This is a genomic window from Leuconostoc miyukkimchii (assembly GCF_019656055.1).
GTDB lineage: Bacteria > Bacillota > Bacilli > Lactobacillales > Lactobacillaceae > Leuconostoc > Leuconostoc miyukkimchii.
The window spans coordinates 126,719-145,424 of the sequence record NZ_BPKY01000001.1 but is presented as its reverse complement, the minus strand read 5'-3'; the positions used below and the strand labels follow the sequence as shown (position 1 = coordinate 145,424).

The window sequence follows — 18,706 nt, the reverse complement described above, 5'->3', positions numbered from 1 at the left end:
TTTTATACCAAAGCTAACAAGTCAGCTTTCTTAGCTGAAGAAGCGTATTCTGTGCCTTGGGCATCCAAATAAGCTTTAATTTCAGCAACTGTATTCTTTTCTGTTGGCTTTGCTACTGAAGTTGTTGCCTTGGCAGAAGCTGGCTTCTTACCTGACTTTGATTCAGCATGCTTTGCCAAAATACCAGATTCGCTCAACAAGTTACGAACAGTTTCTGATGGTTGTGCGCCATTGCTCAACCATGACAAAATCTTTGTTTCGTCCAACTTGATTTCTGCAGGTTGTGAGATTGGGTTATATGTACCAACTGTTTCGATAAAACGGCCATCACGAGGTGAACGTGAATCAGCAATAACAACACGGTAAAATGGACGCTTCTTTGCACCCATACGCTTCAAACGGATCTTAACTGACATATTAATGTCCTCCAAATTTCTTTTGTGCTTTTTGCACTTTAATTTACTTAACTAGTATCGCACTAAATACAGTTGATGTCAAGTGTTTTTACTTGACATCAACTAGCCAATTCGTAATTTTGTCTAGGGCAGCCTGATCAAGGTAGCGCAACGAGACTTGTCGCCTGCCATCACCATCGCGTATAATAACGTTAAAATGTTGTCCATTTTTATTTACCATGAAAATCGTTTGCGTGGTTGAAAAACTCTGAATTTTTTCACGCGGTATGAAATAAATATTCTTGGTAAACCCCATCGCTATTTGTATAATCATATAATTTTCATCAACACTAATAGCTTGCATGGCTATCTTAGCGTATGCAGAAGCTAGCGAATAAACAAGTAGTACAAAAAATACACCACTCATTATTGCGAAGTCATATGGCATCTGAATATGTGTCAATGTTTTAAATAACGTATATACTACTGACACAAAAGCGATTATGGCACAATTTATGAAAAAGACATAGCGTAACTGATAAAATATTGCTTTTTCAACCATTGGCGCTTTTTGAGGTCGACCAAACTGATAATCAGGTAAAAATTGCTTCAATACTGGATCCGTGTCATCTTCCTTTACGACAGGCATAATACTCGTTTGCTTATCTACCTCTTCATTTGACACTGATGAAGCCAATAAAACACTCACTGACATCAGACCAACCAAACGGCGTAACAACGACTGTTCGTAGTGAACCGCTTGTATACGAGACATACGTAATTGTACATTTTGTTTCGTCAACAGACCGCGTGAAAGAAATAACTGAGCAGCAGTACGTTTTATTGTGAATTGAAAATAGCGATTATATAGACGTAAAAAAGCACCAATAAAACCAACAAATACAGCAATAGCAATTAGCATCGCATAACTAGCAACTGTTTGACTATTTATCCAATGGTTAAACTGATTCTGAAAATTATTAGGCAATAAATCATTAATATTTGTTAAGATGGCAACTGCAACACCAATTGTTCCTAAGCTGCCTAATGAGGTTAAAGCGTAAACGCATAACTCTCGATTATTAATTTGATACTGTGCATCTATTTTTGGCTCTTGATCATTAACAACTTGCTCTTCATGCCGTTTTGTTTGCGCTTGTTTGCGTAGCGACTCAATATTCTCAATTTCATTTAAGGCTAGTGCATTAAATAATAACTTATCATCATTTTTACCAGAAGTTTCAATACTAACTTTGAATACATGGAATGGCTGAAAATAGATTGGCTGTGTTCGTGTAATTGTCTGAACACGCTCAAAAGGTATGTGCGCCTGTTTTTTAACAAGAATACCGCGTGTTAATGATATTTCATGGGGTGTAATTTGATACGTGAAGAACCACCAGTTAAGTAAACCAAGTATGACTGATAGCACTAATAGCCCAACAACTATCAACCCTTGTATGTACCAACTATTGCCACCTCGGAAAAAGATGAATATGATGGGCCAAATAATGGTTCGTAAGGCAGAAATCGACTCTGCTAAGATCGCTAACTTCGACTGATGTTTGCGATTATTCATCGGTTTCTACCTCACGCGCTTGCCGTGCAGCCGAAATTAATTGCGTTCTTAAATATTGTGCAACATCTTCGCTAATTCCTTCAATTTTAAATGCATTAGCCGCAGTCACAATGACTATATTGTGTAAATGAAACAATCTGAGAATCGGGCCTTGCCTTGTATCCACATTTTGAATACGATTTAATGGAATCGTTTCTGATTTACGCAAAAAGAACCCTTTGTAAACAGAAATAGCATCTTCATTTAAAATATACTTATAAAAATGATAATTATACGGAATAAGAACGATATCTACAATTGCAATAATTAACAGAATGCCTACTACACCATTCAGGCCAAGTAATATTGGATTCTGCCAGTCAAATTTTAAAAATATATTGATCACTACAGCAACAATTAAAATAACTGCTAGGCCCAAAAGATTAATTAATAACCACATTTTTTTGACAGATTGTGGTAAACTTTGCGCATCTTTTGGTATCATACCTTGGTTTGTTTTAATCATGACGTTTAGCATTAATTTCTTCACTTAGTATAATAAGATTATCTAATGCACGTCGTGCTAATCGTGAGTCGTGTGCACGATTGGCTTCATTAGTGATGCCACCCAGTGTGTGTGGTGTGTTGATATCATTAATAATATCAATTAACTGCTCATGCCATGCAGCCCATTGCTCTTTTTCGTTCATAGTCTTCTCCTTCAACCAATTATTTATATTTTATCATGCCTCGGATTTTATTTCATGAGAATAGGTGTGATTCATAGGATATAGCTGGGGTTACAGTGTGTTTGAAAATGATCTTTTTTACAATTTTACATTAAACAAACAGCAAATTTTTCTGAATATATTGTAATCTTGATGTTTTCGGGTAAAATAATGTTATAGAGAATATTAGAAATGAAAGGAAAGTGCATATAGTTAATAATTTCTTATGCACAACTATTATTATGCTCTCAGAATTCAAAACTTTTATCATGCGTGGCAACGTACTTGATTTGGCAGTTGGTGTGATTATTGGTGGTGCCTTCACTGCTATTGTTAAGTCACTAACAAATAATTTGCTTGGACCAATTATCACATTTGTTACTGGTGGTACTTCAGATTTAGCAAAACTACAACTTGTTATCACTCAGCAACTCACTTTTAAGTATGGTGCATTCTTGAATGACGTCATTAATTTCTTAATTACAGCCTTTGTGGTCTTTCTATTAATTAAAGTCATTAACCGTCTTTTCCGTAAGAATAAAGAGGAAGCAGCTACGGTAAATCCTGAATTAGAAATTTTAACTGAAATTCGCGATTTGTTGGAAGCTGAAAAAAAGGCTTAATATTCGTCTTTTATAGAAAATCCATCCAAAACCTGACCTTGTCATTTGGATGGATTTTTTGTATAGTTATTAAGTTACTAAATTATTGGAGGTCGTCATGGTGATTATTACTGCAGGAATGATTGGCGTTGGAAAAACAACATTAACTGGACTGATTGCTGAGCATTTTGGCACGCAAGCCTTTTATGAACCGGTGGGTGATAATCCCGTACTCCCACTTTATTATTCTGACCCAAAACAGTATGGATTTTTATTACAGATTTATTTTCTTAATCGTCGTTTTGACATGATTAAAAGAGCGTTGGAAGATGATAACAATGTCTTAGATCGCTCAATTTATGAAGATGCTTTATTCACGTCAGAAAATCATAAAGATGGTAACATCACCGATGCTGAAATGAGTGTCTACACAAATTTACTTGACAATATGATGGCTGAATTACAAAAATTACCTAAAAAAGCCCCTGATTTGTTAGTTTATGCAGAAACAGATTTTGAAACGATTTTATACCGCATCAAAAAGCGTGGTCGTGATTATGAACAATTTGACCATAACGATGATTTACGCCAATATTATTTCCGTATGTGGTCGGCATATCGCGATTGGTTTGAAGCATATGATGCCTCTCCAAAAATCAAAATAGACTTACAAACTTTTGATTTAGAGAAAAAAGAGAACCAAAAAATTATCCTACAACAAATCGACGATGCTTTAAAAACAATTCATTAAAAAACGTACCCCTCAAAATACTGGGTACGTTTTTTTAGTGAACTAAAAGCTTCAGTGCTGAACGAATATAACCATCTGTTGTATCATGTTGAGAAGCCAAAGTTTTTTCCAACTTTGCAACCTCTTTAGCACTATATCCTAATGATTCAAGTGCTGCTAACGCGTCAGACAAGTTTTGGTTGATATGTGCAGTTGACGTTTCTGTCGTTGATACACCGGCATCATCAGCCAAATCATCCAATTTACCTTTTAAATCAAGCACAATTTGTTGTGCTGTTTTTTTACCCACACCAGGAAATTGTGTTAAATATGTTGCGTCATCATTTGCAATAGCCTGAATTAATCCAGTAGCATCCCCACTAGCTAAAATTGCTAATGCACTTTTAGGTCCAATACCAGAAACATTTAATAATTTATTGAACAATTTTTTTTCGTTCTCATCGATAAACCCGTACAGCGTCATTTCATTCTCACGAACAACCTGTTCAACATAAACATGAGATTCCACATTTTGTTCAAATCGATAAGGGTTAGCTACAAATAATTTATACCCAACGCCACTACGATCCGCAATAACCAGATAAGCTGGATAAATATTTGTAATTAAACCATTGATATACTCGTACACGTTTCATTCTCCCTTAAACTCAATGTTTTTAGTTTATCATATAAAAAACAAGAATTGTCGCAAAGAATAAAATTAACGTTTAATAAACATGGCGTCACCAAAACTAAAGAAACGATATTTATCATCTACCGCATGCTGATAGGCGTTCAAAATATTCTCACGTCCGGTAAATGCTGCAACTAGCATGACTAATGTTGATTTTGGTAAATGAAAATTCGTAATAAAAGCATCAACTGTTGTCCAATGATAGCCTGGTTTGATAAAAATGTCAGTCCACCCTGAATCTGCTTGTAATTTCCCATCAAACTTAGAACCAATAGTTTCCAGGGTACGGATAGAAGTTGTTCCAGTTGCAATCACACGACCGCCGTGAGCATGCACATCATTCAAAGTATCTGCAGCTTCTTGACTCAACTGATAAAACTCACTGTGCATGTGATGATCTTCAATATTTTCTTCTTCAACTGGTCGGAATGTCCCCAAACCAACATGCAAGGTGAGTTCAACTGTTTTAACACCCTTAGCACGGACTTTATCTAATAGTTCTGGTGTCCAGTGTAAACCAGCTGTTGGTGCGGCTGCAGAGCCCTCAACCTTTGAGTAAACCGTTTGATATCGCTCTTGATCATCTAACTTTTCTTTAATATATGGTGGTAACGGCATTTCCCCTAATTTTTCCAATAGTTCCATAAAAATACCGTTATAATGGAACTCAATATATCGACCACCATGTTCAAGTTCGCCAACGACTGTCGCAGTCATAATAGGATTTTTGATATCATCACCAAAAACGATTGTCGATCCAACGGGTGACTTTTTAGCTGGTTTAACAAGCGTCTCCCAAACGTCCCCATGATCCTGACGTAATAATAATACTTCCGCATGTCCGCCTGTCTCAGGTCGTGCGCCATGTAGCCGCGCTGGCAAAACACGCGAATTATTCATGACAATCGCATCACCAGGCGCCACATAATCTAAAATATCATAAAAATGCTTATCTTCATAAGCACCATTATCAGCATTAAGCACCAATAAACGTGAAGAATCACGTTGTTTCAAGGGTGTTTGAGCAATCAGCTCTTCTGGTAAATTATAATCAAAATCTGATAATTGGTAGTGTGTTTCTTCAGTCATCTTTTTCCTCAATCTTATTATCTTGTGTCTTAGCTGCCTGTTCAAGTTCAAATCCTGTTAGCGCGACCTTTTCTTTTTCTACCTCATTAATGACTTTGTCAACATTTGGTATATTGAATTTTTCCAAAACATCCGCATAGGTTAAATCATGTGTGTTGAGATAATCAACTAGTAAAGCCAACTGATGCCGTTGACTTGCTGTTGGTTTATTAATTGTAATTGTTTCAGAAAAGGCCCGCTCTATCATACGATCATAGCGTTTATTTTCTGATTCAATTTGATATGTTTGTGTAATCATCTCTTTACGAGCAATTAAAGTTGGCGTCAGTTCATCAAAACTAATTGGCGCACCGAAATTTCGAGTTTGCATGTATGCAGAATCTAAGGACAGATTGACCATGCCCGCTGACTTGTACTCAGCTTCGTGAATATGTCCGTGTATAGATAATATTGGATATGGTAGATCAATTGCATAATGACTAAGCCACACTTGGATGCCATTTATTTTGAGCGCTTTGGCTGTTTTAACAAATTCAACGATACCTGTTTCTGGTGTTTTTAAGGCAGCTTTTATTTGATCAGTATGATCATGATTCCCCTTAAAAAATACCTTTTTACCATTTAAACGTATCAATTGTGCAACAAACTCTTGCTTTTTTCCAAACATGCCAAGGTCACCCAAAAAATAAACAGTATCATCATTTGTTACAACATCATTCCATGCCTTTTCAAGATAACTGTCCATATTTTCAATATTTGGTTCGATACCAAGTTTTCTAAGCGATTCTGCACGTGATTGATCAAAAAACAAAATTTTATCGTGATTAAAATGTGTATCCGAAACAATATATTGCATTACAATTCCTTTTGATATGGTATTTTAAGATGCTCATAGGCAGTTTCAGTAACCACACGCCCACGAGGCGTGCGTTGCAAAAAGCCAATTTGTAACAAATAAGGTTCCACCATTGATTCTAAAGTTTCAGCTTCTTCGCCAATGTTGGCCGCAATTGTATTCAATCCGACAGGTCCACCCTTATAATACGTTATCATGGTACCTAAAAACTTGTGATCAGTTTCATCCAAGCCGCGATTATCCACGCGTAACTGATGCAAAGCAACATCAACAATATCTTTATCAATGGCAGCCTTACCCTGAACTTGAGCAAAATCACGAACACGTTTTAATAGGCGATTAGCTATACGTGGTGTGCCACGAGAACGCAAAGCCACCTCATAAGCACCTTCAGTTTTAATTGGTGCCTTGAAAATATCAGAAGAACGGATAACAATTTCTTGTAATTCTTCTGGCGTATAATAAGCCATTGAATTAATAATACCAAACCGATCACGCAATGGCTTTGACAACATACCTGGACGTGTCGTTGCGCCAATTAAGGTAAATGGCGGTAATGGAAAATGTACTGCTCTGGCTGTTGGCCCTTGACCCACCATAATGTCAACGAAATAATCCTCCATTGCAGAGTACATAATTTCTTCAATATTTGTTGGCAAACGATGAATTTCATCAATAAATAATATATCTCCTGGCTCTAGCTCGTTTAGCAAGGCTACTAAATCACCAGGTTTTTCAATTGCTGGACCAGAAGTTGTTTTAATATGCACTGCCATTTCATTAGCAATAATCATTGCCAATGTTGTCTTACCTAATCCAGGTGGTCCAAAAAGAAGCACATGATCTAATGCCTCTTCACGTTGTTTCGCCGCAGAAATATAAACATTGAGTTCATCTTTTAAGGCAGTTTGTCCAATATACTCACGCAAAAATTGCGGACGCAATGATAATTCGTTATGTTGTTCAGCTTCATTTGCCGCCGCATCACGTAATAATTTATCGTCTGTGGTATTTTCGTCATACCATTGGTTAAATTGTGGTTCTTGTTGTGCCACCATAGTTATAATTTTACCACCTTTATAAGTCAACAGTTAAAAAGGCTGGTTGCCAAATCAACGTGACATTTCTACCGTTAAATCTTCTAATAGCTGATGTGAACGATTATAAAACTGTACAATAAATTTATTTTGTTCAACCAGCAATAAGGCGTATGTGCCCCCAATAATAGATCGTGGCCCCTTCGGCAATGTCGTTGAACCGGGATTTATAAATAGCTTATTATTGTAGGCAACTGCACCATCAAGATGTGTATGACCAAATAATACAATTTGCGCACCGTTTTTTTCAGCAGATGTATCTAATTTTTCTAAGTTGGCCCAAGCATTAAATGCGCGTACATCGTAAAGATGGCCATGTGTTTGAAAAAAAGTAACATCTTTTAGTGTGACCGTATTGGATTCGGCAAAGTTGGGGTCGTAATCCATGTTACCAATGACTGTTGATACCCCATCAAAAACGTTATCTTGCGCTGAAAGTTCAGAATCGCCATTGAAAAATAAACCATCTACATGGGGCCGCCACTTATCGATAATTTGTGACAATATGTCACGATCTCCATGAACATCTGATACAATTAAAAATTTTGACATATGAAATTTACATGTAGAGAACAGATGTTGTTCTCTACTCTCCTTTCAACCATTTTGGCAAGTTTTTTCCCAATTCCTGTAAAGCTAAACCACGGTGGCTCACTTGATTCTTTTCCGCTGCTGTTAGCTCTGCAAACGTTTTTTCGAAAGTAGGTACAAAGAAAATTGGATCATAGCCAAAGCCGTTTTCGCCATGCCGCTGGTTCGTAATCGTGCCACCTATTTTACCAGTAGCAACTAATTTAGGTTTATTAGGTCCAATAAGTACCATGACACTACTAAAATATGCAGAACGATCCTTTACGTCTACAAGATTATTTAACACTTTGTCAATATTTGCATCATCATCATGATCACCGGCATATCTTGCAGAATAAATTCCAGGATCACCATTTAAAGCATTGATTGATAAACCTGAATCATCAGCTAAAATATAATCATTTGGTGCAATTTTAGCGATTGCCTGTACTTTTTTTGTCGCGTTTTCTTCAAATGTATGCCCGTCTTCAATTATTTCAGGCACGTTGCCACCTAAATCACGTAACGGTAACACTTCGAGGTTAATATGACTACTTTTTAAAATGGCCTCAATTTCAGAAATTTTATGTGCATTATTGCTAGCTACAATCAATTTAGGCATGGCAATCTCCTCTAAGTGTTGTTGGTTTTGAGAACCTATAATTTGCAGATGACGTACATCAAGTGCAATATCTCGTGTTAACCAATTTGTTGCAATAATTTTAAAAGTATCATCACTATTTGGACTTGTTGTGTAATAAACATCATAGTCATGATTATGCTTAGTTACTGTATTTAGGTTCAATTCATCCAACGTTTGCTTAATTATTTGAACCGTTTCACGACCAGAATCAATTAACTTGACCTTGGACCCCATAGCCGCTTGAATGGCTGATTCAAGTAGCGGAAAATGCGTACACCCTAAGATCAATGTATCAATTCCAGATGCTTGAAGAGGTGCTAAGTGTGTCATTACAAGATCACGAGCCTGTTGATCTTGATATTGATTGGCCTCTACTATTTTCACAAAATCTGGTTCACCTTGGGAGACAATTAGTGTATCAGTATCGTATTGATGTATGATTGTATCATATGCACCAGATTCAACCGTTCCCTCAGTAGCAATCACGCCAATTTTGTTATTTTTTGTTGCTAAATGTGCTGCTTTTCCACCTGGTTCAATGACACCAATAACTGGAATGGACAGTTTCGACTCAAGATATGGTAAAGCACGTGCTGTTGCAGTATTACAGGCAATTACTAGCATCTTGATTTTCTTTTTAGTCACCAAATAATCTGCCATTTGCCAAGTATAATTAATCACTTCTTCAGTCGTTCTTGGGCCATAAGGCATACGCGCTGTATCGCCAATAAAGATAAATTGTTCATTAGGTAGTTGTTTCTGGGCTTCTTTGATGACTGTCAAGCCACCAACACCAGAATCAACCATTCCGATTGGATTATTTTTATTCATATCTATAATTATGAATGAAAAAATTGAGAATGCAAGTTCTAGCCGCCAAAAGTTTGGTATAATAAAAGTCTGAAAGGTTTATATAAACTCATGAACATCAATGATTACGATAAAATTTTACAAACTAACTTCCAAGTCAATAGCTTTGCTTTGACACTCCTACGTGACGGTCTTTTAAAAAACTTATTACAAGAAGACTATCCACACATTCTTTATTGGGCTGGTAAAGAAATTGCACGACAGTTTCCAACTGATGCGCTCTCTTCTGTTGTAGAATTTTTTGATAATGCTGGTTTTGGTAAATTAGAAATTGCATCACAAGATAACAAAAATCAACGTTGGTATTTAACTGGCGATTTAGTCCAGCAACGCTTAAGTCTTAACAAATCTGCTGATTTTAGTTTAGAAGCTGGCTTTTTAGCCCAACAACTTGAAACACAAACTGGTGCAATTGCAGAAGCAACTTTCAAGTTTTTGAAAAAAAATGAAGGTGTTAGCTTTGATGTTGTCACTGATTTAAACGAAACCGTTGATGTGTCTGATATTAAACAACGTGTCGCAGCACGAGAATCTTTTCTAAGACAAACTCATGAGAACATTGAGCATGCTAAAATTATCAATGTCCGTGGCGATGATGACATCTCACGTGAACAATCAATTACTGATTCATTACTAGCCTTCAAGTTCGACGATATTGACTTACCTAAAGATGAACCCCAAAGCCTGAGCGCTATGTCAGGTGACGACAACATTGATCCGTTTAACTTCCCAACAGAGTCACAATCACCTCGTTTATAATCAACAAAAAAACCGCTGTGTATCACCATGAGATAAGCCAAATTTGGTTTATCTCATGGTGATACATTAGCGGTTTTTATTTAAATTGATTCAGATTTTTAGTTGTTGGCATAAGATTTTGCCAGTCACGTGATAGATAATTGTTATTAATATGATAATCAGTTGGCTGATAACCATTTTGCAAAAATGGCTTAATACGTTTATCTGCCGCAACCCAACCTTGCCAACCCATATGAATTGTATCTTGCATGAAGTAGTTTTTACCACCATCATGTGAGAAATCGGCTATATTGTTAAACCCTTGCGAACGTAACTGCTTCTTTACTTTATCAACACTCTGATAATACATATTCTTTCTTAAACCAGTATAATCAGACCAACGCTGATTAACAGGTTGTATGATGAATAAAACGTCAGTATGTTGTTTTGCAAACTCAGCTAATACAGCCTGAAAATCGGCATACTCATCTGACTGACGATAATCAAATTTTTCCTGACTACCTGCCAATTGTTTTAATCGCATTTTGACACGATATTTATAAAACGAATTTTTAACTTGAAATGGATTATTTGTTGTCTCTCGTGCACCAGTTCGTTCTGCTTCCTGTGATAACAAAGAGTAGTTATCCTCAGCTGGCAATTTTTTGGTTGCTGGTTCAACATGCTTCGACCAATTTTCCGATCTTGAAAAATTAGAGAAAAGTTGATCCTCACGTAACAAGACACGGTGACGGAAGCGTAACAAATTGATATCAGTTTTAGATAATGGTTTATTATCACTAATTTTTATAATCATATGATTATAAAATGTACTATCTTTAATCTGTTTTTGTTGCAACAAACGCTGTGCTATGAAACGATCTGTTGGCGTGATTTGTTTAATGTGAGTCAGCCAATCAACTGTTTGCAGTGGTGAATAAAACTCAGGGAAAAATACTTTTGTATTTTTTTTAGTAAACCACTGTTGAGAAACAATGAAAACCGCTTGTTTTTTATGCAAGGCTGGTGTCATTTCCTGCATACCTAAATAATGCGTCAATGATTCTGTACCAGCTTGGCCCAATAAAAATGGCTGATAATTACGCTGATACTTAGCAGCTAACATAGATGGATGCATTGTATCCAAACGCAACAATTCACTTGATCCAAAGAATGGTACATAGCGCTCAGACTTATCATTAAATGCAGCCATTTTTACTGCTTCTCCCTTAAAAATATTTTTGGAAAAAGAAACAGATGAATCACGCGTACTTTTTTGCGTGATATGAATTAGCGAAAACGGTGCTAACAATAATGCCATAACGAGCGCGAAAGCCACAATTACTGGCCCAAAAATCCACCATAACCCCCGTTTTTTCATAGTGAGTTACCCAATCAAAGATTCAACTTTGGCAATCACTTTGTTAGGTGTATTCCATTCATCACGATTAAATTCTGATACTGGTGCTTGAATATCAAACTTACTTTCAAGATCAAGTAACAATTCAACTGTAGCCATCGAGTCAAGCAACCCACTGTCAAAGAAATCATCATCGAGTTGGTCATTGATGTCTTCACCAATAATTGTATTTAAAATTTCAATTACTTCTTCTTTTACTGCCATGTTTATTTCCTTCTTTCTGTTAGATACTACTACTTAAACCATAATTTGTCCAAAAATCCGCTAAATAGCAAGAAACTCACCATAACAACGTTAAATGTAACAAAAATCGCAAATACTTCTGTAAATTTATTATGTGGCACTTTATGCTTCTTTTTGAATCGAAGCCATGCATCATTGATAACTAATCCCACACCATGGAATAAACCATAGGCAATATAGTACCAGTGTAACCCGTGCCAAAATCCCATAATCAACATGTTAATAATATAGGCAATATTTGACGTTGTCAAACGGCTCTTAAACCATTTTTTCTTCATCATCATGAAGACAAGTCGCATAAAAATATAATCACGGAACCAAAATGACAATGTAATATGCCAGCGATTCCAGAAATCCTTCAAGTTTTTTGCCAAGAATGGTTTGTCGAAGTTCATTGGCAATTCGACACCCATGACATAACTTGTGGCAACAGCAAATAATGAATAACCGGCAAAATCAAAGAACAAATCTAACCCATAGGTATACATAACTGGTACCAACCACCATGACCAACCATGATGAACGCTTGCTGATAATATAGCCAAACTTTCAAATCGCGGTAACAATAATGTTCCTAAGATATGAGATAAGACAAATTTATATAAAAAGCCAAGAAAGAAATACCAAACTGCTTTTTCTAACATGCCGAGATACTTTTCTCGATCAGGCACAGTCGTAATATCTTTGACAAATCGACGATAACGATCAATTGGACCTGATGAAATTGACGGCATAAATAACATAAACCGCAAGAACAACCAAGGGTTAAATTCTTTAATTGCACCATCTCGTGTCTCAAGTATCATACCAACTGAACGGAATGTTAAATATGAAATCCCCAGAAAGCCTAGTAATGTTGATACATGTGTCCAATGTGCTACCGGTGCTAATTTGACTAAAAATAACGGCACAATTGCAAGGATTGTTGCAACATAGAATACCACTGTATTATTTGATTTTTTACGATACAACGTGTATGCCCAAACAAGCAACCATTGCCATATCATGAATAAAATAATAGCGTAACCTTCATGATATTTTTTGCCATTAAACATCAAGAAAATAAATACCAGTGACACAATAACTTCATACCAAGATAAACGCTTACCAAAATACAGAGCAATTGCCAGTGGTAATAGTGCCAACAATAATATAATAAAATACATTGGGTCAGTGTATGGCTGCAAATTAACCATGACCGTTCACCTCTGCAATCAAACCCTTCAGATCAATTTTACCATTAGGTGTTAATGGCATTTTATCACGATACATAAAGCGGCTTGGCACCATATATGGCATCATAATATTCTCAAGATTGTTCTTGATAGCAGTAGTTAATAATATTGGTTTCTCAAAGTTGTTATTTTTAGCTACAATAATTGCTAATAATTGTTTCACTTTACCATCTGCATCATATCTTGGTACAGCTACGGCTTGATCAACCCATTGGCTTTGTTGTAATTGTTGCGCAACTTCTTCAAGTTCAATTCGGAAACCATGCAATTTGATTTGAAAATCACTACGTCCCTTATAATGCAACAAACCATTCTTATCACGTAGGGCTAAGTCACCTGTTTTATAAGCGCTAATTCCATTAACTGTCGTGAATGCTTGGCTTGTTTTTTCAGGATTGTTTAGATAACCTTGTGACACAGATGGCCCTACGATAACAATTTCACCCGGTTGACCGTCAGGCACTGCCTGTCCATCGCTATCTTGAATGATGATTTTCGTATCAGATTTAACATAGCCAATTGGCATTTTATCGTTATTTTCAATCGTGTCTTTTGTTATCTTTAATCCGGTGACGGCGACTGTTGCCTCTGTTGGGCCGTAAGTATTATAAATACTTGCCTTTGGAAAACGCGCCAATAACTTTTGCGCTGTTGTTTTTGTCAAAACTTCACCACAAAACATGAAGCCATCTAAATCCGGATGATTTTCCTGTGTGAATTCTGGATCAAGTAAAACTACATCAGCAAAAGAAGGCGTTGATACCCACTTATTTAAATGTAACGTTGGTAATACTTTAAACAAAGTTTTAAAATCATCAGCAGCTGTTTTTGGTAAAGCTTTCAAAGTTCCCTTTGAAACTAATGTTGGTACCCAGTCCATAACAGACAAATCAAATGAATAAGGTGGCTGTGCGAGAACATTACTTTCGGACTGCCAATTGAATTCATCTCCGAGCACCCAATTAGTAAAACTCAGTAAATTATTATGTGAAATTTGCACACCCTTTGGTTTGCCAGTGGTACCTGATGTAAAAATAATGTAAAAATTATCGTTATCATGAACTGGGTGTGTCATTTTAAAATTATTCGGTGTATTAAAGATTTTTGTAAGTTGCGCTTTATTAATCACCGGAATGTCTGGTATTTTTACAGGTAAGTCGTCTACCGCAATTACTACTGCAGGTTTTCCAATTTCAACAATATCAGTCAATCGTTCATCGGCGGAGTTAACATCAACTGGAATATAAGCATGACCAGACTTAACACTACCCAAAAAACTGGCTATCATTTCGAATTGTTGCCCACCATATATCATAATTGGTGCATCATCACTAATTTGTAAAGTTTCTATAAAAGCGGCTAAATGATCTGAATATTGTTTCAGTTGTGCGTATGTTTGCGTTTTTCCTAATTCGTCATAAGCAATCGTCTGCCCTTGTTCTTGTGCAGTTGTGTCGATAGCTTCTATGATATTTTCAGTAATCATATTAATTGTCCTAAGTTAAAATTCATTGTAAATAAAGTGTCCTTCGCCTACGCCTGAGTAACTATAAAGATATACAAGCGCTAAGATAACAACAAAATAAAATAGCGTCCGAATAACAAAATTGATAGTCGGTCGCCTAAAAAAACGTGTAAACATTTCACGTTACCCCCGTATCTGTGATTTAATGTATAATCGACATAGTACTTATTTGATGTACTATAAAAACATTTATAGCAATTATAGCACAAACATTTTAAATATCTACTTTTTTATCGTAATAATTATTTCCCTAAACTTGGAGACGCCATGTTCAATTACTTAATTAATACCGTACAACGTTGGGATGATCGGTTAATTCATCGTCCCGCGTTCCAGTCGATAGCGCTTGCTATACAACAATCCATCCCCATTTTAGCAATCGACATTTATTGCCGATTAGTTTTCAAATTAATCTTATTTCCAGATGCATTATTTGCAAATATATTAAAAAAATATCCCATTTTTCCGGATACAATTGTTGACCATGCCAGATTCATATTATCAAATTTGGATATCGCTGTGGCAATGGTTTTTGTAATTGGCTTAACATATCATTATTTGACGGCAAGAGGTGTTAAAAATACTAGTCTTCCCATTGTCACTAACTTTATAGCAACTTATATCTTGTTATTTCAAAAAGACCAATTACCAACATATATCACAATTCAATATCTATTAATTACGATTTTAACATTGCTAAGTTGCGCCACATATTATTGGCTTCATAAACATTTTTCAGCCACAACATCACCGTTTAATTTAAAATATTTGTTATGGTCTATCATTATTATTTCATTTAACGTGATGCTTCATCCCATTATTCAGTGGCCACGATTACAAACAATGTTTGCTACACTTTTATCTCAAAATTTTTTTACAAGCTTTTTAGGGCTACTACTTATTGCCATTCTAGCACCTTTTTTATTTGTTTTAGGCTTCTCCATACCACCTGAGTTGACAAATAACCAGACAACACTTAATACAGTTATATCGAATTTGGATGCTATGTTAACACACAGTATCTCAACATTACCGTTTCCAGAAAATTTGTATAGTATTTATGGTTCATTTACGCTATTTGGTGGCATTGGCAATACACTAGCTCTAAATCTACTGCTATTATTTGCAGCGTCAAAGAAATACCGACGATTGGCTATTCTAGCTTGGCTTCCAAGCTTGTTTGATAATAACTTTTTACTTTACGCTGGTATACCAATATTTTTGCGACCATTGATGTTAATACCTATGCTCCTGATTAATATTATCGGCACTTTGATTGCTTATCTGGCTGTCTTTTTACATTTCACACAACCAGTTGTTTTTATTACACCTTCTGGTATGCCAAATGTTCTCCTGCCAACACTTGCAAGCAGTACACCTATTCAATCCACCATCATCGCAATTCTCATTTTTTGTCTTTCTCTTCTAATTTATTATCCATTTACTAAACGTCTGATGATAGAGGTACCTAATGAAAAATAGAATAATCTTAGGATTCAGTCTTATACTAATTATTATTTTGGGATTTTACGGTCAATATTGGGTTTCCCAAACTAGCACTAACCAAGCCAAGCTCCAAAACTCTCGTATGACGCCTGTTATTTTCATTCCAGGTTCAAGCGCTACTGTTAATCGATTTGATAATTTACTCACTACGATTAATAGTAACGGGCCAGCACATAGTATTTTAAAAGTTCTGGTTAAAAAAAATGGCGACTTAGTCTATCAAGGTAATATTAACGCTACTGATCGGCAACCATTTATAGTTATCGGATTCGAAAATAATAAAGATGGTTATGATAATATAAAAAAACAAACGCAGTGGCTTACCAGTGCACTAGATTCTTTGCAAGAGCGTTATCATTTTAAGACCTTTGCTGCAGTAGGTCACTCCAATGGCGGCTTAATATGGACTAATTATTTTGAAAATTACTATGATAGTGACTCATTTAATGTACCAACTTTAACTACCCTGGGCACACCCTTTAATTTTTCAGAGTCTTCGTTACAACACCGAACAGAGATGCTTAAAGATTTTGTTCAAGGTGGTAAAAATTTACCATCTAACCTATCCATGTATTCTATCGCTGGGACCGAAGATTACACTGATGACGGTATTGTACCAATTCAAAGCGTTATTGCCGGTAAATACATATACCAAAAACATGTCAAGTCCTACACACAAACAATCCTTTCTGGAGATAACGCACAACATTCAAGCTTGCCGGATAATCCAGAAGTTGTTAAGATACTCCAATCTAAAGTCATTGTCCCACTATCACGCATGACACAGCGATAATAATAAAAAGATGGTGACTTCAAATGAAGTCACCATCTTTTTATTATTTTTCGCCACGTTTCTTATTTTCTTTGCGGACTGCACGCATATCTTCTCGTTTTGAGATACGACGATCCATTTGATCTTTACGTTGAATAGCAGCCTTAATACGACGCTTATATCCAGGTTTAACTATTTTCTTTTTCTTTTTCACCATACCTACCATCGTTGGATCTAACTTTTTGGTTGTTGCGACACGCTGTTTACGCGCACGACGGTCTTTAATATCAACAATCTCATTTTCTTTAATCTGTTTAGCTTTGAAATTAATACCTAACGCTTCTAATTCAGCAACTTCTTGCTCTTCATCCGGTCCATATAATGTAATAGCGACACCTGCTAATCCATTACGGCCAGTTCGTCCAACACGATGTACGAAAAATTCTAATTCATCAGGAATATCGTCATTAATCACATGAGATACACCTTCTATATCAATACCACGAGCCGCTAGATCTGTTGCAACAACATATTGGTATTCTAAGTTTTGAATAGATTTCATTACTCGTCGACGTTCACGAGGTTCAATATCACCATGTATCTCTGCAATTTTCAAGCCGCGTCCACGCAAATTCGAAGCAATTTCTTTTGCGCGTTCTTTAGTATTAGCAAACACTAAAGCCAAGTATGGATTGCCAATTGACAGTACTTGATAAATAACATCATTTCTATCTTTAGACTTAGTGGCAAGTAACCAATTATCAATTGTATCTGCAATGACCGTTGATACAGGAATAGCTTCAAATTGCGGATTGTCTAAATATTTTTTTAAGAACGGCTTTAGCTTTTCAGGCATTGTTGCGCTAAATACCAATGTTTGTAGCTTTTCGGGCATTGCCCCAGCTATGAAATCAACTTCATTCAAAAAGCCCAAGTCAAGCGTCATATCTGCTTCATCAACAACCAATGTCTTAACATCATGTAATTTGAGGGCACCAGATGATGCAAGGTCCTTAATACGGCCAGGTGTGCCAATAACAATTTGTGGTTGATTTTTTTCAAGTTGCTTAATCTGTCGTAATTTGTCCGTTCCACCAACAAATTCCGAAATAGTAATATCTTCTGCCAATTTGTTTGCAAAGTCTTTGGCTGCTTTTGTAATTTGCGCAGCTAATTCACGTGATGGTGTCGTTATCACAGCTTGCACATACTGTTCATCTTTAATCAATTGATTAAAGATTGGAATCAAAAAAGTATGTGTTTTCCCAGAACCTGTCTGAGATTGACCAACAACATCATTTCCTTTTAATATACTAGGAATGAGCTTAGCTTGAACTGGCGTAGGTTGTGTGAATCCTATTGCTGTTAAGGCTGTAATTATTTCTGTTTTTAAATTAAATTGTCCAAATTGGTTTGCAGTTTCTGCCATCAATTT

Annotated in this window: 21 protein-coding genes; 5 read left to right on the top strand and 16 right to left on the bottom strand. The window is 36.1% G+C overall.

Going from position 1 to position 18,706, the window contains the following annotated elements; all coding sequences use genetic code 11:
* Positions 1-2 precede the first annotated feature (2 nt).
* The 4 genes from rpsP to K5Q13_RS00690 all read right to left on the bottom strand — a co-directional run bounded on the left by rpsP (position 3) and on the right by K5Q13_RS00690 (position 2,663).
* Positions 3-416, bottom strand: coding sequence for a 30S ribosomal protein S16 (rpsP, locus tag K5Q13_RS00705; RefSeq protein ID WP_220738832.1), 414 nt, complete (start codon positions 414-416; stop codon positions 3-5).
* Between the two features lie 88 nt (positions 417-504).
* Positions 505-1,974: a PH domain-containing protein gene (locus tag K5Q13_RS00700; RefSeq protein WP_220738830.1), complete on the bottom strand. Its 1,470-nt coding sequence runs from the start codon at positions 1,972-1,974 to the stop codon at positions 505-507.
* Positions 1,967-2,491, bottom strand: a complete 525-nt coding sequence (locus tag K5Q13_RS00695; RefSeq protein ID WP_246574096.1) for a PH domain-containing protein — start codon at positions 2,489-2,491, stop codon at positions 1,967-1,969. Before K5Q13_RS00695 ends, K5Q13_RS00700 begins: the two co-directional genes overlap by 8 nt.
* Positions 2,472-2,663 carry a hypothetical protein gene (locus K5Q13_RS00690; protein ID WP_220738828.1) on the bottom strand — a complete coding sequence of 64 codons (192 nt, stop codon included), beginning with the start codon at positions 2,661-2,663 and terminating at the stop codon, positions 2,472-2,474. Before K5Q13_RS00690 ends, K5Q13_RS00695 begins: the two co-directional genes overlap by 20 nt.
* Positions 2,664-2,923: 260 nt before the next feature.
* Between K5Q13_RS00690 and mscL the strand changes: the two genes are divergently transcribed.
* The gene (gene mscL, locus K5Q13_RS00685) at positions 2,924-3,304 is read left to right on the top strand and encodes a large-conductance mechanosensitive channel protein MscL (RefSeq protein WP_220738825.1); all 381 of its coding nucleotides are present in this window, start codon (positions 2,924-2,926) and stop codon (positions 3,302-3,304) included.
* 97 nt (positions 3,305-3,401) lie between these two features.
* On the top strand, positions 3,402-4,034 hold the full coding sequence (locus K5Q13_RS00680; protein ID WP_220738823.1) for a deoxynucleoside kinase: 633 nt from the start codon (positions 3,402-3,404) through the stop codon (positions 4,032-4,034).
* 34 nt (positions 4,035-4,068) lie between these two features.
* Here K5Q13_RS00680 and ruvA read toward each other — a convergent pair whose 3' ends face one another.
* The 6 genes from ruvA to murI form a co-directional block, all read right to left on the bottom strand.
* Positions 4,069-4,662 (bottom strand): Holliday junction branch migration protein RuvA, encoded by a 594-nt coding sequence (gene ruvA, locus K5Q13_RS00675; RefSeq protein WP_220738821.1) that lies wholly within the window; start codon positions 4,660-4,662, stop codon positions 4,069-4,071.
* A gap of 72 nt (positions 4,663-4,734) precedes the next feature.
* Positions 4,735-5,796 (bottom strand): tRNA preQ1(34) S-adenosylmethionine ribosyltransferase-isomerase QueA, encoded by a 1,062-nt coding sequence (queA, locus tag K5Q13_RS00670; RefSeq protein WP_220738819.1) that lies wholly within the window; start codon positions 5,794-5,796, stop codon positions 4,735-4,737.
* Positions 5,789-6,652 (bottom strand): metallophosphoesterase family protein, encoded by an 864-nt coding sequence (locus tag K5Q13_RS00665; protein WP_220738817.1) that lies wholly within the window; start codon positions 6,650-6,652, stop codon positions 5,789-5,791. The genes queA and K5Q13_RS00665 overlap by 8 nt, the downstream gene beginning before the upstream one ends.
* A complete protein-coding gene (gene ruvB / locus K5Q13_RS00660; RefSeq protein WP_373306364.1) occupies positions 6,652-7,710 on the bottom strand; it encodes a Holliday junction branch migration DNA helicase RuvB in 1,059 nt (352 codons plus the stop codon). The genes K5Q13_RS00665 and ruvB overlap by 1 nt, the downstream gene beginning before the upstream one ends.
* A gap of 54 nt (positions 7,711-7,764) precedes the next feature.
* Complete coding sequence (locus K5Q13_RS00655; protein WP_220738815.1) at positions 7,765-8,301, bottom strand: YfcE family phosphodiesterase; 537 nt, start codon at positions 8,299-8,301, stop codon at positions 7,765-7,767.
* A 34-nt stretch (positions 8,302-8,335) separates the two neighbouring features.
* Positions 8,336-9,793 carry a glutamate racemase gene (gene murI, locus K5Q13_RS00650; RefSeq protein WP_220738813.1) on the bottom strand — a complete coding sequence of 486 codons (1,458 nt, stop codon included), beginning with the start codon at positions 9,791-9,793 and terminating at the stop codon, positions 8,336-8,338.
* 90 nt (positions 9,794-9,883) lie between these two features.
* On the opposite strand from murI, the gene K5Q13_RS00645 reads away from it, so the two are divergent.
* A complete protein-coding gene (locus K5Q13_RS00645) occupies positions 9,884-10,591 on the top strand; it encodes a YslB family protein (protein WP_220738811.1) in 708 nt (235 codons plus the stop codon).
* Positions 10,592-10,667: 76 nt separating this feature from the next.
* Here K5Q13_RS00645 and dltD read toward each other — a convergent pair whose 3' ends face one another.
* From dltD to K5Q13_RS00620, 5 genes are read right to left on the bottom strand one after another with little or no spacing between them, the layout of a single operon-like run.
* Entirely contained in the window at positions 10,668-11,951 is a 1,284-nt protein-coding gene (dltD, locus tag K5Q13_RS00640; RefSeq protein WP_220738809.1) for a D-alanyl-lipoteichoic acid biosynthesis protein DltD, read from the bottom strand.
* Positions 11,952-11,957: 6 nt separating this feature from the next.
* Complete coding sequence (dltC, locus tag K5Q13_RS00635; RefSeq protein ID WP_220738807.1) at positions 11,958-12,194, bottom strand: D-alanine--poly(phosphoribitol) ligase subunit DltC; 237 nt, start codon at positions 12,192-12,194, stop codon at positions 11,958-11,960.
* 29 nt (positions 12,195-12,223) lie between these two features.
* The gene (gene dltB, locus K5Q13_RS00630) at positions 12,224-13,429 is read right to left on the bottom strand and encodes a D-alanyl-lipoteichoic acid biosynthesis protein DltB (protein WP_220738805.1); all 1,206 of its coding nucleotides are present in this window, start codon (positions 13,427-13,429) and stop codon (positions 12,224-12,226) included.
* Positions 13,422-14,954 carry a D-alanine--poly(phosphoribitol) ligase subunit DltA gene (gene dltA / locus K5Q13_RS00625; RefSeq protein WP_220738803.1) on the bottom strand — a complete coding sequence of 511 codons (1,533 nt, stop codon included), beginning with the start codon at positions 14,952-14,954 and terminating at the stop codon, positions 13,422-13,424. The genes dltB and dltA overlap by 8 nt, the downstream gene beginning before the upstream one ends.
* 15 nt (positions 14,955-14,969) lie before the next feature.
* Positions 14,970-15,110: a teichoic acid D-Ala incorporation-associated protein DltX gene (locus tag K5Q13_RS00620; RefSeq protein WP_220738801.1), complete on the bottom strand. Its 141-nt coding sequence runs from the start codon at positions 15,108-15,110 to the stop codon at positions 14,970-14,972.
* Positions 15,111-15,260: 150 nt separating this feature from the next.
* Here K5Q13_RS00620 and K5Q13_RS00615 point away from each other — a divergent pair, with 150 nt between their 5' ends.
* Positions 15,261-16,475: a PTS sugar transporter subunit IIC gene (locus tag K5Q13_RS00615; RefSeq protein ID WP_220738799.1), complete on the top strand. Its 1,215-nt coding sequence runs from the start codon at positions 15,261-15,263 to the stop codon at positions 16,473-16,475.
* The gene (locus K5Q13_RS00610; RefSeq protein ID WP_220738798.1) at positions 16,465-17,292 is read left to right on the top strand and encodes an alpha/beta hydrolase; all 828 of its coding nucleotides are present in this window, start codon (positions 16,465-16,467) and stop codon (positions 17,290-17,292) included. The genes K5Q13_RS00615 and K5Q13_RS00610 overlap by 11 nt, the downstream gene beginning before the upstream one ends.
* Positions 17,293-17,335: 43 nt before the next feature.
* On the opposite strand, the gene K5Q13_RS00605 is transcribed toward K5Q13_RS00610, so the two are convergent.
* The gene (locus K5Q13_RS00605) at positions 17,336-18,700 is read right to left on the bottom strand and encodes a DEAD/DEAH box helicase (RefSeq protein WP_220738796.1); all 1,365 of its coding nucleotides are present in this window, start codon (positions 18,698-18,700) and stop codon (positions 17,336-17,338) included.
* Positions 18,701-18,706 lie beyond the last annotated feature (6 nt).

Excerpts from the sequence above, each read along its gene's own strand:
- murI (WP_220738813.1), bottom strand. The coding sequence starts at position 9,793 with ATGAATAAAAATAATCCAATCGGAATGGTTGATTCTGGTGTTGGTGGC.
- K5Q13_RS00695 (WP_246574096.1), bottom strand. The coding sequence starts at position 2,491 with ATGCTAAACGTCATGATTAAAACAAACCAAGGTATGATACCAAAAGAT.
- dltB (WP_220738805.1), bottom strand. The coding sequence starts at position 13,429 with ATGGTTAATTTGCAGCCATACACTGACCCAATGTATTTTATTATATTA.
- K5Q13_RS00620 (WP_220738801.1), bottom strand. The coding sequence starts at position 15,110 with ATGTTTACACGTTTTTTTAGGCGACCGACTATCAATTTTGTTATTCGG.
- K5Q13_RS00610 (WP_220738798.1), top strand. The coding sequence starts at position 16,465 with ATGAAAAATAGAATAATCTTAGGATTCAGTCTTATACTAATTATTATT.
- K5Q13_RS00645 (WP_220738811.1), top strand. The coding sequence starts at position 9,884 with ATGAACATCAATGATTACGATAAAATTTTACAAACTAACTTCCAAGTC.
- ruvB (WP_373306364.1), bottom strand. The coding sequence starts at position 7,710 with ATGGTGGCACAACAAGAACCACAATTTAACCAATGGTATGACGAAAAT.
- dltA (WP_220738803.1), bottom strand. The coding sequence starts at position 14,954 with ATGATTACTGAAAATATCATAGAAGCTATCGACACAACTGCACAAGAA.
- dltD (WP_220738809.1), bottom strand. The coding sequence starts at position 11,951 with ATGAAAAAACGGGGGTTATGGTGGATTTTTGGGCCAGTAATTGTGGCT.
- K5Q13_RS00690 (WP_220738828.1), bottom strand. The coding sequence starts at position 2,663 with ATGAACGAAAAAGAGCAATGGGCTGCATGGCATGAGCAGTTAATTGAT.
- rpsP (WP_220738832.1), bottom strand. The coding sequence starts at position 416 with ATGTCAGTTAAGATCCGTTTGAAGCGTATGGGTGCAAAGAAGCGTCCA.
- K5Q13_RS00655 (WP_220738815.1), bottom strand. The coding sequence starts at position 8,301 with ATGTCAAAATTTTTAATTGTATCAGATGTTCATGGAGATCGTGACATA.
- K5Q13_RS00605 (WP_220738796.1), bottom strand. The coding sequence starts at position 18,700 with ATGGCAGAAACTGCAAACCAATTTGGACAATTTAATTTAAAAACAGAA.
- K5Q13_RS00680 (WP_220738823.1), top strand. The coding sequence starts at position 3,402 with ATGGTGATTATTACTGCAGGAATGATTGGCGTTGGAAAAACAACATTA.
- K5Q13_RS00700 (WP_220738830.1), bottom strand. The coding sequence starts at position 1,974 with ATGAATAATCGCAAACATCAGTCGAAGTTAGCGATCTTAGCAGAGTCG.
- dltC (WP_220738807.1), bottom strand. The coding sequence starts at position 12,194 with ATGGCAGTAAAAGAAGAAGTAATTGAAATTTTAAATACAATTATTGGT.
- queA (WP_220738819.1), bottom strand. The coding sequence starts at position 5,796 with ATGACTGAAGAAACACACTACCAATTATCAGATTTTGATTATAATTTA.
- K5Q13_RS00665 (WP_220738817.1), bottom strand. The coding sequence starts at position 6,652 with ATGCAATATATTGTTTCGGATACACATTTTAATCACGATAAAATTTTG.
- mscL (WP_220738825.1), top strand. The coding sequence starts at position 2,924 with ATGCTCTCAGAATTCAAAACTTTTATCATGCGTGGCAACGTACTTGAT.
- K5Q13_RS00615 (WP_220738799.1), top strand. The coding sequence starts at position 15,261 with ATGTTCAATTACTTAATTAATACCGTACAACGTTGGGATGATCGGTTA.